This is a genomic window from Cryobacterium sp. AP27, from assembly GCF_056680495.1.
Genome location: NZ_CM155285.1, coordinates 2,036,607 through 2,048,943, shown reverse-complemented (window position 1 = coordinate 2,048,943; position 12,337 = coordinate 2,036,607). Strand labels below are relative to the sequence as shown.

The following is a 12,337-nucleotide window of genomic DNA, read 5'->3' as shown; positions in this document are numbered from 1 at the left end:
CGCCGGCCGGGCCGACTACCGTTCGACGTCGACCCATTCGTGACCCTGCGTCTCCAGCTCGGCGCCTCCGGCCGTGACGGCGGCCACGATGGCGGCGAGCCGCGCGGAGTCGTCGTCGGCCAGATGCAGCACCGCCTCGGGCCCGTAATCGGTGCCGAGGACGAGGACCCCGCGTTGGCGCAGCTCGGCCTCGATGCGACCGGCATCCGCGTGGGACAGGGCGAGCGTGAACCGTTCCCGGCGTTCGCGTTCCACGACGAGGCCCAGAGCCTGGGCCTTGTCGATTGTGGTCAGAACGGCATCCGAGTAGGCGCGCGCGAGGCCGCCGGCGCCGAGAAGGGTGCCCCCGAAATAGCGCGTGACCACAGCCACGCAGTCGACGAAGCCGCGTCCGGACAGCGCCTCGAGCATGGGGCGACCCGCGGTTCCCGACGGCTCGCCGTCATCGTTGGAGCGGCGCACCTGGTCGGGCGAGCCGGTGGGTCCGAGCACGAATGCCGAGCAGTGATGGCGGGCGCCCCAGTGCTCCTTGCGTGCCCCGTCGATCGCCGCGCGCGCGGCATCTTCTGTCTCGGCTCTGACCAGGCGGCACAGAAATCTGGATCGCTTCACCTCGATCTCGGCGTCAACTCGGCTGCCGGCGCCGCCGTGCACAGTGAGATCGGGCATACGCCCAGTCTCCCGCATCCGCTCGAGGCGCGCGCACCCGGCAGGGCCGCGTGACCATAGGCGGCCCTCGGCCGGACGGTGCGTGCGGCCCGGACGGCTGGTCACGCAGGACGGCCGGCGACGCCGGCGTCCGCTACGGGGCTGTGGTCGGGGTGGGAACGGCCACATCTTCGGCGCCGACACATGCCGCCGTGGCCGCGATGCCGGAGACGGCGCTGGCCAGGTCGACGAGCGTGTTGGTGCCGCTGACGGCGGTCGAATCGATCACGACTTCCACGGCGGGGTCGCGGCCGTAGGTCGTGTACCGGTACCGGGGCGCGTCCGAGTCATCTTCGATCCAGTCGATGCCGTTGACGCTCAGGCAGGGCAGCGTTGTCGGCCCGGGAACCGGCACGCCACAGTGGAGCAGCACCGTTGCCGGGTCGCCCCAGGCGCCTGTTGCCTGCGCGTTCGTCTCGCGTTCGGGCTGATCGGATACCGCCTCCGGCAGGTGCACGATGACATCAGCGCAGGCCGGATTCGCGGCGTCGGCCGCCGGCTCCAGGGGAACGGCGGCCGCGCACCCGGCTAGCAGGAGCGTGCCGAGGACCAGGGTAGCGGCGGCGGCGGAGCGCACGGCCGTGGATCGGGGAATCATCACATTCAGGCTACCGTTTGAAGCATGATAATTGCTGCCGACGAGAGTGCACGTTCGACCGAGACGCTCAACGATGTGAGCGAGATCGCAGTGCTGGAGCGCATCTTTCCCCGGCTCCCCGCCTCCTCCGCCGAGCTGCTCGGCCCGGGAGATGATGCCGCGGTCGTCGCGGCCCCCGACGGCCGTTTCGTCGTGACGACGGACATGATGATCCAGGGCCCGGACTTTCGGCTCGCCTGGTCAACGCCTCGCGATCTCGGGTGGAAGGTGGCGGCCACGAACCTGTCCGATGTTGCGGCCATGGGCGCGCGACCGACCGCCCTCGTCGTGGCGATCGCCGCCCCGCCGTCGACGCCCGTCTCGGTGCTCGAGGGGATCGCCGACGGGCTGCGGGAATGCTGCGAGGCGCTCGCTCCCGGCTGCGGTGTCGTGGGCGGCGACCTGTCCGCCTCCGACGCCCTCACCCTCGCCGTGACGGCGTTCGGCGACCTGGAGGGGCGTGCGCCCGTCCGACGATCCGGCGCGCGCGTCGGCGATGTCGTGGCGCTGGCCGGACGACTGGGGGAGGCGGGGCTGGGCCTCGAGATCCTGTTTCGCTTCGGCGTGGACGATACCGGTGTTCCCGACGCCGACCGGGCCCGAGCAGCGAAGCTGCAATACCCCGAACAGATCGCCGCGCAGCTCACTCCCGTACCGCCGCTGGAATGCGGCCCCGCCGCGGCTCGCGCCGGGGCGACGGCGATGCTCGACGTCTCCGATGGCCTGGCGATCGATGCCGGCCGTATCGCTCGCGCGAGCAACGTCGGCATCGACTTTGCGTCCAGCGCCCTCGGTGCACGCGTGGAGGTTGCCCTCGGCGGAGGCGAAGACCACGGTCTGCTCGCGACGTTCCCCCCGCAGGTGAGCCTCCCCGACGGATTCCGCGCCCTCGGTTCCGTCACCGCGGCCGCGGGTGAGGTGCTGGTGGACGGCGAACCGCACACCCAGGGCGGGTGGGACCCCTACCGCGGCTGGGACGGCCAGGCCGGGTGACTCGCCGAACCCGGCCAGAACGATTGTGGCGTAGCCCCTGGCCGGGTGCGTATCGATGAGGCCGGGGCGTCCGTATGACTCTGATGCACCACCGAAGGCGAGCACATCCATCGGGCCCCGGCCAATGTCGGTGGCTGCTGTCACACTTGTTTCATGACCACCATTGACGGTGTTTTCGTTGGTTTGACCGGGTCGCTGGCCCGATCGAACATATCCGCGGCGTCGTTCGCGGAGCTCTCCGATGATCAGTCGGAGACCACCCATCGGGCCATCGCCCGGCTCTCCCGCGAGGTCGCCGCCTACCTCTCCCTGTCGGCGGCGAACGTCGCCGCCCGCTCCGACTGGCAGCTCGGCCGTGAGGGCCTTGCCCGCAAGAAGGGCTACCCCAGCGCAGAGGACTACGTTCAGTCCCTGGGCGGAGGGGGCGGCACCACGAAAGCCGACGCCCGCCGCCTGATCGAGGCCGGCACCATGGCCACCCAAGCCGAAACCGCCCGGGAACGCCAGAAGCAGGCCGATCTGCTGGCTCTCGCTCACCCTGAGGCCCCGCCACTCGAGGTGCATGTGCCGTGGTTCGCTCCGCTCGGCGCCGCCGTGACCGACGGAACCCTCAGCACCGAATCCGCGACGGCGATTCGTCGGGGCCTCGGTGAACCGGCGATCGGGGTGACCGAAGCGATGCTCGCCGACGCGGTCGTTGCCCTGATCGCCCAGTGCCGCACCGGGAACGCCGACCAGGCCGCGAAGGCCGCGCGGCAGTGCCGGGACTCGATTGATGCCGCGGGTGTCGCGTCCCGGGCCGACGCCATGCGCGCCCGGCAATACCTGCGGGTGTGGGACAAGCCCGACGGCATGTTGCACGGCACCTTCGAACTGGACCCGGAAAGCGGCGCCTATTTCAAGGACTTCCTGCTGCAGATGACCGGCCCCCGCACCGGCGGACCGAGGTTTGTGGAGAAGGGCGAGAAGGAACGCGCGCACCGCATCATCGACGACCCCCGCTCCACGGACCAGATTGCGGCCGAGGCACTGATCGAGGTGATCAAGGTCGCCGCGGCCGCCGACCCCGGCACCCTCTTCGGCCGCATTCGCCCGTCGGTGAAGCTCATTGTCACTGCGACAGACTCTCCGGCACCGACACCCTCGCGTGGTGCCTCGGGCCACCTGGATCTGACGGACGGGTTCATCGAAGGAACCCCGGACGCGATCCCAACGACCACCATCGACCGGTCGATCTGCAACGCCGGTTTCATCCCGGTGCTGTTCAGCAGGGCCGGCACCGTGCTCGACGTCGGACGGGAACAGCGGCTCTTCACGCAGGCGCAACGCGCGGCCCTGGCACTTCGACACGGCGGGTGCAGGTGGCCGGACTGTCACCGTCCACCCAGCCACTGCGAGGCCCATCACCTGCATGGGTGGAACGCTGAGGGCGGACTCACCAACCTCGATGACGGCATTCTGCTCTGCGCCCGAGACCACCTCCGGTTGCACAACGACGGGTGGGAGATCACCCGAATCGGCCCCGAGTATTGGCTGACCCCACCCGAGGCGGCCGACCCCACCCGCACGCCGATCCGGCTGGCCGGCAGGTCACCACTGACATCGGGGTCGCCGCTGCACCGACAGGCCTGAACCAGCACCAGACGCGGTCGTTGACCCGGTCTCCAGTTTGCTCGGTGCCTGGCGGCCGAATGCGCCCGGTTCCATCGCCGCGTGGCCACCTGCGCGGAGGGCTAGTCGTGGGCGGGCTCGATCGGGCCGGCGTACCAAACCGTGGTGTCGCCGTAGTCCTTGCGCCGCTCGAATTCGAGGCCGGGACCCCACTCGGGCTCGGGGGAGCGGGAGCTGCGTTCAACAATGACGAGCGCATCCTCCGACAGGAGCGGTGCGAGAGCGGACAGGTTGTGCGTGAGTTCGGTCTCGCCCAGGTCGTACGGCGGGTCGATGAACACCACGTCGAACCCGTCGGGCGTCGCGGCCAGAAAGGACTGCACGGACTGTGCGGCCACCTTGACCGTGAGATCAGTGCCCTTGGGTGCCGCGCGCTTGACCGCGTCGCTGTTCTTGCGGCACATTTGCGCGGCGCCGAAGCCGTTCTCCACGAGCGTCACCGCGCGAGCCCCGCGGCTGGCGGCCTCAAGGCCGAGGGCTCCCGACCCGGCGTACAGATCGGCCACGCGGGTGCCGGCCAGGGCATCGCGGGCGTCGAGGGCCGAGAAAATCGCCTCCCGAACGCGGTCGCTGGTGGGGCGCGTACCGGACTTGGGAACCGACAGGGTGAGGGAGCCGGCAAACCCGGAGATGATTCGCGTCATAATGCGCTAAGCCTACGTTGCACGTGCCGTCGAGGAGGCTGTCGGCGGTCACGCCTACGATTGAGTCATGACCGGATCGAGTGAGTCCACCTTCACCCTCGACACCTCTCTCGTGCTTGCCCTGGGCAAACCGACCGCCACCGCCCTCACCAAGGCCTTCGGCATGCTCACCGTGGCCGACCTGCTCGGGCACTACCCGCGTCGCTACGTGCACCGCGGTCAGGTCGACCCGGCCAGCGGGCTGTTGCCGCTGAACGAGTACGTCACCATCACCGCCGAAGTGGTCTCGTCCACGCAGAGCGAGATGAAGAACCGCAAGGGCTGGATCGTGTCCGTCAAGATTCGGAACGGTCAGGGAACGCTGTCGCTCACCTTTTTCGGCAAGACCCGAATGGACTGGCGCACCCGGGAGCTCGCCCCCGGCGTGAAGGGAATCTTCTCCGGCCGGGTCTCCGAATACAACGGCGCCCGGCAGCTCGCACACCCCGTGTACCGCACATTTGACGGTGAGCGTGAGGAAGCCGAAAAAGACCCGGAAAACCAGCGGCTGCAGCGACCACTCATCCCCATCTACGCCGCCACGGCCTCGGTCACCAGCCTCATCCTCGAGCGCTCCATCGACCTCGTGCTGCCGCACCTGGGCGATATCGACGACCCGGTGCCCGACGCGCTTCGGCTCCAACGCGGCCTGCTTGGTCACAAGCAGGCGCTGCAACTCATTCACCGCCCGGAGCTCCCCGAGGAGTGGCAGGCCGCCAGGGACACGCTGCGCTTCACCGAGGCGTGGGTACTTCAGGCGGCCCTCGCGCAGAAGCACACGAAAGCGCGAGAGCAGCACACCACCCCGCGACTACCGGCGCCGGGTGGTTTTCTGGAACGCTTCGACGCTTCGCTTCCGTTCGTGCTCAGCGTGGACCAGGAGATCGCGGCGGCCGAAATCGCCGTCGAGCTCTCCGACACGGCGCCGATGAACCGGCTGCTCCAGGGCGAGGTTGGATCCGGCAAGACGGTGGTTGCCCTGCGGGCGATGCTCGCCGTGGCCGAAAGTGGCGGCCAGGCCGCACTGCTCGCCCCCACCGAGGTGCTCGCCGGGCAACACCTTCGCTCCATCACGGCGATGCTCGGGCCCGAACTCGCTGCCGAGCTGATGCCGACGCTGCTCACGGGCAAGCTGCCGGTCGCCGAGAAACGCAAGGCGCTGCTTCGGGTGGTGTCCGGGCGCTCACGCATCGTCATCGGCACGCACGCGCTGCTGAGCGACAACGTCACTTTCTGTGACCTGGGCCTCGTCGTCATCGACGAGCAGCACCGCTTCGGCGTCGATCAGCGGGAAACCCTGCGGCTCAAGGGCAGCCTGCCGCCGCATGTTTTGGTGCTGACCGCCACACCCATTCCGCGCACCATTGCGATGACCGTCTTCGGCGACCTGGACGTGAGCGTCATCCGTATTCTGCCCACCGGGCGCCAGGGCATCACGACTGTTGTTGTGCCGCTCGCCGAGCACCCCGACTGGTTCTGGAACATTTGGAAGCGCATCGGAGAAGAACTGGCCCTCGGGCGTCAGGCTTTCGTGGTGTGCCCGGCCATCGCTCCGAAGGAGGTGGAGGAGGGAGCCGAGAGCGTTGCCCTTCCTCCGGAGGACGCGCCGAAGGCCCTCACCAATGTGGAGACCACGCTGGCCGGTCTGCGCGGCACCACCCTGCTGCGGGGCCACCGCATCGAGGCGCTGCACGGTCGCATGACGAGCGAGGAGAAGGACCAGACCATGCGCGCCTTCGCGGCCGGGGAGATCGACGTTCTCGTTGCCACGACCGTGATCGAAGTGGGTGTGGACGTGCCCAACGCCTCGGCGATGGTGGTGATGGACGCCGATCGATTCGGTGTGTCGCAATTGCACCAGCTGCGGGGGCGTGTGGGGCGCGGGGCGGTGCCGGGTCTCTGCCTGCTGGTGACCGACGCGGCCCTCGGCGGGGTGTCGCGGGAACGCGTGGACGCCGTGCAAAGCACCCTCGATGGCTTCGAACTGGCGGACCTGGACCTGCGGCTGCGGCAGGAGGGCGACGTGCTCGGCGACACCCAGTCCGGCGTGAACTCAAGTCTGCGGTTCCTGCGCGTCGCCGTCGACCGGGACATCATCGAGGCGGCCCGTGACGCTGCGTTCGAGCTCGTCCGCGGCGATCCCGAGCTGCGCACGCACCCCGCGCTGCGCGATGCCGTCGGCCGCCGCCTCGATGAGTCGGAACGCACCTGGCTGAGCAAGAGCTGAGGCTCCGGACGCTGTGATCGGCCTCCCTTCACGGCCCCGCTTACGGCCACCCTCGAGGGGCGCTAGGGTATTTATATGCGCAGGATCGCCGTCGTACCTGGTTCATTTGACCCCGTCACCCTTGGTCACCTGGATGTGATTGATCGCGCCGCCGGCCTCTTCGATGAACTCCACGTTCTCGTCGTGCACAATCCCGACAAATCGGCCTTGCTCCCCATCAGCCAGCGGGTCGCGCTGTTGGAGCAGGCGATCAAAGAAGCCGGGCTTCCCACCAACATCGTCGTCGCGTCGTGGAGCGTCGGCCTGCTCGTCGACTACTGCATGGATGTGGGGGCGAGCGTGCTCGTTAAGGGTGTGCGCTCCCAGATCGACGTGACCTACGAAACACCCATGGCGATCGTGAACCGCAACCTCGCTTCGGTGGAAACCGTGTTCCTGCTGCCCAACCCGGCCAACGCGTACGTCTCCAGTTCGCTTGTGCGCCAGGTGGCCGCCCTCGGCGGGGATGTCGCCCCTTATGTGCCCCGGGCCGTCGCCGACTACCTCCAAAAAGCCACCGTATGACCCCTTCCTCATCCCAGGTGCCCACCCCGACCGTCGCCGGATCGCGCGTCGTGGTGGGCCACGGTCGTGAGGAAATCGCATCCGCTCCCGAGGAGCCCCCGCTCTCGCTGCGCGAACTGCAGTCCGCGGGCGAAGCGATCAGGCGCAACGTGGAGCGCGTCATCGACGGTAAGAACGCCGCCGTGTTCACCGCGCTCACCGTTCTCCTCGCCGAGGGGCACCTGCTCATCGAGGATGTGCCCGGCGTCGGCAAGACCATGCTCGCCAAGGCGCTCGCCCGCTCCGTCGACTGCACGGTCAGCCGCATCCAGTTCACGCCGGACCTGCTGCCCTCCGATGTCACCGGCGTCTCCGTGTACAACCAGGCCGATCGCCACTTCGAATTCAAACCGGGGCCGGTCTTCGCCAACATCGTCATCGGTGACGAGATCAACCGGGCGAGCCCCAAGACACAGTCCGCTCTGCTGGAATGCATGGAGGAACGCCAGGTCACGGTCGATGGCACGACGTATCCGCTCGCGCTGCCCTTCACCGTGATGGCCACACAGAATCCCCTCGAAATGGAGGGCACCTACGCCCTCCCCGAGGCCCAACGGGACCGCTTCATGGCACGCATCTCCATGGGGTACCCCGACACGGAGTCCGAACTCGCGATGCTGGATTCCCGAGACACCAGCAGCCCGCTGACCCTCATCGGTGCCGTCGTCTCCGGAGCGGAACTCCGTGCCATGATGCACGCGGCGCGGGGCGTGTTCGCCTCGGCCGCAGTGAAGGAATACGCCGTGGGTATCGTTCGGGCCACTCGAGACGATCGGGACCTGCGGCTGGGAGCAAGCCCCCGGGCCACCCTTCAGCTTATTCGCGCCGCCAAGGCCCAGGCGGCACTGTTCGGGCGCGGCTATGTGCTTCCCGACGATGTCGACTCCCTGGCCGTGGCGGTGCTTGGCCATCGGCTCGTGCCCACGAGCCGTGCCCTCGGCCATCACCACCAGGACAGCGGGCCCCTCATCGAGGAGGTCATCCGCCGGATCCTGGCGGCGACCGTTGTGCCGGTCGGCACCCCCGAGCGTCCCTGACGGCCCGCATGCGCCAGTTCGTGCTTCCGTCCTGGTCCCCGCGGCTCACTCGCCGCGGGTGGATCTTTCTGGTGTTGGGCGCGGTGCTGGGGCTGTACGCGGTCCTGATCGACCAGCGTGACCTGCTTTTCATCGGCGCCCTGCTCGTGAGTGTTCCCGTGGTGGGACTGGGCTACGTGATGATTCGGCCGCGACAGGTGCAGGTCAGGCGCACCTTCCGCCCGCCGATCCTGCCGGCCGGCGGAGACACGGTCGTATCCTTGCGGCTGCGCAACCTGTCATTCCGGCCGCTGGACGGTGCAAGCTGGCGTGACCCGATACCGCCCGGCATGGGCATAACGGGCGTGCCCGCATCCACAGACCAGTTGCTCCCCGCCCTTGAACGGTATCGGCCGGGGCCGGAGACCGGGCCGGACAGCGTGCGGCTCGAATACGCGCTGACTCCCCGCCTCCGCGGCGTATACGCCTTCGGGCCGTTGCTGCTCGCTCGCAAGGACCCCTTCGGGCTCGCCGTGCGCGAACACCCCGCCGGCCATCGGAACGACCTCATCGTCACGCCGCGCGTGACCCCCCTGGAGACAAGGGGTGTCTCCGTCACCCGCAGTGACGGGTCGGTTCGGGATCTGCTTCGCTCGCTCAACCCGATGTCCGACGAACTCATCGCTCGCGAGTATCGGCCCGGCGATCCGCTCCGCCGCGTGAATTGGCCGGCCACCGCCCGCCACGGTGAAATCATGGTGCGTCAGGAAGAGCAGCGCAGCAACCCGGAGGCGCGCATCATCCTCGACACCACGCTCAACAACAACAGCGCGGCCGAACGCGCCAGACGCCTGGACCAGGCCTTCGAGCTTGCGATCGAGTTCGTCGCATCCATCGGGGTGTATCTGCTCGACGCCGGTCTCAAGGTGCAGCTCCTCGAGACCGGTCCCAGTCAACTCGTACCCGGATCCGGGCAAAACCTCGGGGGACTCGGCGGCGATGCTCCGCTCGTGTGCAGCGCACCGGGCGGGGACCGCGAACTGCTTGAGGGACTCGCGAATCTTGTGCCCGTTGCGCCGGCCGCCGACGCCGGTGCAGGGGTGGGCCTCAGCGGCTCCCTGCCGACCTTTGCGGTTATCGTCGCCCTGTCCGAAGCGGATGCCCTTGTCTTAGCCGGCATACGAGGCCGTTGCGAGCCGGCGGTCGCTTTTGTGCTCGACCCGGTGAGCGCCGTGGCCCGGGCCGTGCTGCGGGACGCCGGGTGGCGCTGCGTCGACTTGGGTGCCGCTCGGGACATCCCGTCCGCGTGGGCGAGCGGTCTGAGCGGCCGAGTCGACGCGGGGGAGACGTCGGGGGCCGACCGTGACTGACACAGGCAACGCGGCCGTCGTCGGTCGCGGGAGAATCCCGTTCCGCCGCGCGGCAGGTGAGATGCCCCGGGTTCGCGGAGACGCCAACTGGCCGATCGTGCTGACCCTGCTCGCCCTGCTGGTCGTGTCGTGCGGGGCGCTCGGGCCGCTGCTGCGGGGAACGGCCTGGTGGTGGGTGATGGTTGCCGTGGCGATCATCGTGCTTCTTTTGAGCGCCCTGCTCCCCACCCTGCGGATGCCTCGAACCATGGTGCCGCTCGGACTGCTCGGCGGTCTCCTGCTCACCCTCACACTGTTCTTCGGTGCGGGCACCGGACTGCTGTGGATCCTGCCGACGCCCGCGACCCTCGGCGTGTTCTCCGGGCTCGTGGCGACCGGGGTGGAGTCCATCGTGCAGCAGAGCGTGCCGGCCCAGGTGACCGACGGCATCCTCTTCCTGCTCGCCGCCGGCGCCGGCCTCATCGCCGTGCTGATGCACGCGCTGGCCGTGACGCTGCGCACCCCGGCGCTCGCCGGGGTGCCGGTGCTGGTGCCGCTGCTGGCTCCCGGCATGATCGACGCCGGCCCGCCCAACATCATGGCCCTCGTTCTGACATCCGCGGTGTACCTCGGTCTGCTCCGCGTGGACGTGCGGCAACGCCGAGCCGCCGCCACCACCAGTACCGCGGGCGGTGGCTTGGTCGCCCGGGTCTTCGTCTCACCCGGCCACCGGCGAGTCGTGCCGGTGTGGGGAACCCTGTCCGCGGGCGCCGTGACGCTTGCCGGCGCGCTGGTCCTCGGGGCGGCCGTGCCGTCCGTGACCGGCATCGAACCGCGCCCCGGCGTGAACTCGCTCCTCTTCGGAAGCGGGGTCAGCCCGATGATCAACCTCGGTCAGGACCTTCGACGCCCTGAACCCGGGCCCGTTCTGCACTACACGAGCACGGCCGAGAAGCGTTCGAACTTCACGCTGCTGACACTCGACTCCCTGATGGGAGACACGTGGACCGCGCGGATTGACGGAGTCCAGGGCGGCAACAGTGACAACAGCGTCGAGAACATCGACCGCCCCCACGGGTTGTCCGATGAGATCGAAACGACCCGCGCCGAGACATCCGTCGTCATCGACAGCGTCAACACGCGGTGGCTCCCGGTGCCGGCACGGACCGTGAAGGTGACCGGGCTCACCGGCGATTGGTATTGGGACACCCGCACGCGGGCTATCGCGACCACCGACTCGAGCACCCTCGGACAGAAATACATCGCCGAGGCCCTCGAGGTGCAACCGACCGCCGCACAGATGCGTCAGGCCGGCAGCGCCTTCTCGTCGGAGCTTGCTCGCAACCTGGACGTGCCGAGCGACATGCCCGTGATCATCGAGGAGCGGGCCAGAGAAGTGACCGCCGGGACCACATCGTCCTATGACGCCGCGGTGGCGCTGCAGAACTACCTCAACGGCGACACCTTCACCTACGACACGGAGGCGCCGGTCGAGGAGGGCTACGACGGAGGGGCGCTCGACGTGGTCGCGGTGTTCCTGGAAAAGAAGCGCGGGTACTGCGTGCACTTCGCCTCCGCGATGGCGAGCATGGCGCGTGCGCTGGAGATTCCCTCCCGGATCGCCCTCGGGTACCTCCCCGGAGTCGCCTCACAGGACCTCCAACAGGGACGCGGCCGCTACAACGTGGATTCACATGACCTGCACGCGTGGCCGGAACTGTACTTCACCGACGTGGGTTGGGTGCCGTTCGAGCCCACGCCGGGGCGTGGAACCGTGCCGAATTACGAAGAATCCGCCGCGACCGACGCGATTCCCGGCGCGACGAACGAAACCGTGCCGGTGCCATTGTCGCGAGATCAGATGGACCCCGGCTCCGTCGACGTGTCCATGTCCGGTTCAGAGTCCGTGTCGACGCTTACGACGAGCAACGTGGTGTTGCAGTTGGTGGCCGTCGCCCTCGGGCTCCTGCTGCTGCTTCTGGTGCCCGCCGGGGTGCGAGCGGCACAGCATCGGGCGCGTCGTCGTCGCATCCGTTCGGGCGCCCTCGCCCGCCGGCAAGCCCTGGAGACGGCGTGGGGAGAAGTCTGCGACACGGCCCTCGACCATGGGATCGAGGTCAGTGTGACGGAGACGCCCCGGACTCTCCGGGACCGTCTGTGCGCGACTCTGGGGGAGGAGGCCGTGGCGGCGGCGGTGCTGGCCCGTCTCTGTGAGGCCGTGGAACGCGCCCGGTACGACCGGGGGAGCGACACGGGGGGCCGGGATGAGCCCGGCACGGTGGGCGAGGCCGTCGTTCTCAGTCGGGAACTGGGCGAGCTCACCCGAATGATTCACGTGTCGGCCCGGCGCGGCGCCCGATGGCGTGCTGTTCTCCTGCCCCGATCGTTGTTTCTCGTGCTCGTGCTGCAATTGAACGGACGCTCGCTGCGGAACGCGTAGAATGGGGCTG

10 protein-coding genes are annotated in these 12,337 nt (G+C 68.8%); 7 read left to right on the top strand and 3 right to left on the bottom strand.

The genetic code is table 11. The annotated features are described in order from the left end of the window. Positions 1-15 precede the first annotated feature (15 nt). Together AC1MB9_RS09785 and AC1MB9_RS09780 are read right to left on the bottom strand one after the other, a co-directional pair. Entirely contained in the window at positions 16-669 is a 654-nt protein-coding gene (locus AC1MB9_RS09785) for an IMPACT family protein (RefSeq protein ID WP_479961771.1), read from the bottom strand. A gap of 133 nt (positions 670-802) precedes the next feature. Then, positions 803-1,306: a DUF3515 family protein gene (locus tag AC1MB9_RS09780; RefSeq protein ID WP_479961770.1), complete on the bottom strand. Its 504-nt coding sequence runs from the start codon at positions 1,304-1,306 to the stop codon at positions 803-805. A gap of 24 nt (positions 1,307-1,330) precedes the next feature. Here AC1MB9_RS09780 and thiL point away from each other — a divergent pair, with 24 nt between their 5' ends. Both thiL and AC1MB9_RS09770 read left to right on the top strand, forming a co-directional pair. Beyond that, a complete protein-coding gene (thiL, locus tag AC1MB9_RS09775) occupies positions 1,331-2,338 on the top strand; it encodes a thiamine-phosphate kinase (RefSeq protein WP_479961769.1) in 1,008 nt (335 codons plus the stop codon). Positions 2,339-2,491: 153 nt separating this feature from the next. Beyond that, positions 2,492-3,970 (top strand): DUF222 domain-containing protein, encoded by a 1,479-nt coding sequence (locus AC1MB9_RS09770; RefSeq protein ID WP_479961768.1) that lies wholly within the window; start codon positions 2,492-2,494, stop codon positions 3,968-3,970. 101 nt (positions 3,971-4,071) lie between these two features. Here the strand turns inward: AC1MB9_RS09770 and rsmD are convergent, their stop codons facing one another. Then, positions 4,072-4,653 carry a 16S rRNA (guanine(966)-N(2))-methyltransferase RsmD gene (gene rsmD / locus AC1MB9_RS09765; protein ID WP_479961767.1) on the bottom strand — a complete coding sequence of 194 codons (582 nt, stop codon included), beginning with the start codon at positions 4,651-4,653 and terminating at the stop codon, positions 4,072-4,074. Between the two features lie 67 nt (positions 4,654-4,720). Here rsmD and AC1MB9_RS09760 point away from each other — a divergent pair, with 67 nt between their 5' ends. From AC1MB9_RS09760 to AC1MB9_RS09740, 5 genes are all read left to right on the top strand, one after another. Further along, positions 4,721-6,919, top strand: a complete 2,199-nt coding sequence (locus tag AC1MB9_RS09760) for an ATP-dependent DNA helicase RecG (protein ID WP_479961766.1) — start codon at positions 4,721-4,723, stop codon at positions 6,917-6,919. 75 nt (positions 6,920-6,994) lie between these two features. Beyond that, complete coding sequence (coaD, locus tag AC1MB9_RS09755; RefSeq protein WP_479961765.1) at positions 6,995-7,483, top strand: pantetheine-phosphate adenylyltransferase; 489 nt, start codon at positions 6,995-6,997, stop codon at positions 7,481-7,483. Next, positions 7,480-8,559 (top strand): AAA family ATPase, encoded by a 1,080-nt coding sequence (locus AC1MB9_RS09750; RefSeq protein WP_479961764.1) that lies wholly within the window; start codon positions 7,480-7,482, stop codon positions 8,557-8,559. The genes coaD and AC1MB9_RS09750 overlap by 4 nt, the downstream gene beginning before the upstream one ends. 8 nt (positions 8,560-8,567) lie before the next feature. After that, positions 8,568-9,908 (top strand): DUF58 domain-containing protein, encoded by a 1,341-nt coding sequence (locus tag AC1MB9_RS09745; protein WP_479961763.1) that lies wholly within the window; start codon positions 8,568-8,570, stop codon positions 9,906-9,908. Then, positions 9,901-12,327 carry a transglutaminase TgpA family protein gene (locus AC1MB9_RS09740; RefSeq protein ID WP_479961762.1) on the top strand — a complete coding sequence of 809 codons (2,427 nt, stop codon included), beginning with the start codon at positions 9,901-9,903 and terminating at the stop codon, positions 12,325-12,327. Before AC1MB9_RS09745 ends, AC1MB9_RS09740 begins: the two co-directional genes overlap by 8 nt. Positions 12,328-12,337: the final 10 nt, after the last annotated feature.

Bases quoted from the DNA above. Each gene is read 5' to 3' on its own strand.
- AC1MB9_RS09785 (WP_479961771.1), bottom strand. From the start codon at position 669: ATGCCCGATCTCACTGTGCACGGCGGCGCCGGCAGCCGAGTTGACGCC.
- AC1MB9_RS09780 (WP_479961770.1), bottom strand. From the start codon at position 1,306: ATGATTCCCCGATCCACGGCCGTGCGCTCCGCCGCCGCCGCTACCCTG.
- thiL (WP_479961769.1), top strand. From the start codon at position 1,331: ATGATAATTGCTGCCGACGAGAGTGCACGTTCGACCGAGACGCTCAAC.
- AC1MB9_RS09770 (WP_479961768.1), top strand. From the start codon at position 2,492: ATGACCACCATTGACGGTGTTTTCGTTGGTTTGACCGGGTCGCTGGCC.
- rsmD (WP_479961767.1), bottom strand. From the start codon at position 4,653: ATGACGCGAATCATCTCCGGGTTTGCCGGCTCCCTCACCCTGTCGGTT.
- AC1MB9_RS09760 (WP_479961766.1), top strand. From the start codon at position 4,721: ATGACCGGATCGAGTGAGTCCACCTTCACCCTCGACACCTCTCTCGTG.
- coaD (WP_479961765.1), top strand. From the start codon at position 6,995: ATGCGCAGGATCGCCGTCGTACCTGGTTCATTTGACCCCGTCACCCTT.
- AC1MB9_RS09750 (WP_479961764.1), top strand. From the start codon at position 7,480: ATGACCCCTTCCTCATCCCAGGTGCCCACCCCGACCGTCGCCGGATCG.
- AC1MB9_RS09745 (WP_479961763.1), top strand. From the start codon at position 8,568: ATGCGCCAGTTCGTGCTTCCGTCCTGGTCCCCGCGGCTCACTCGCCGC.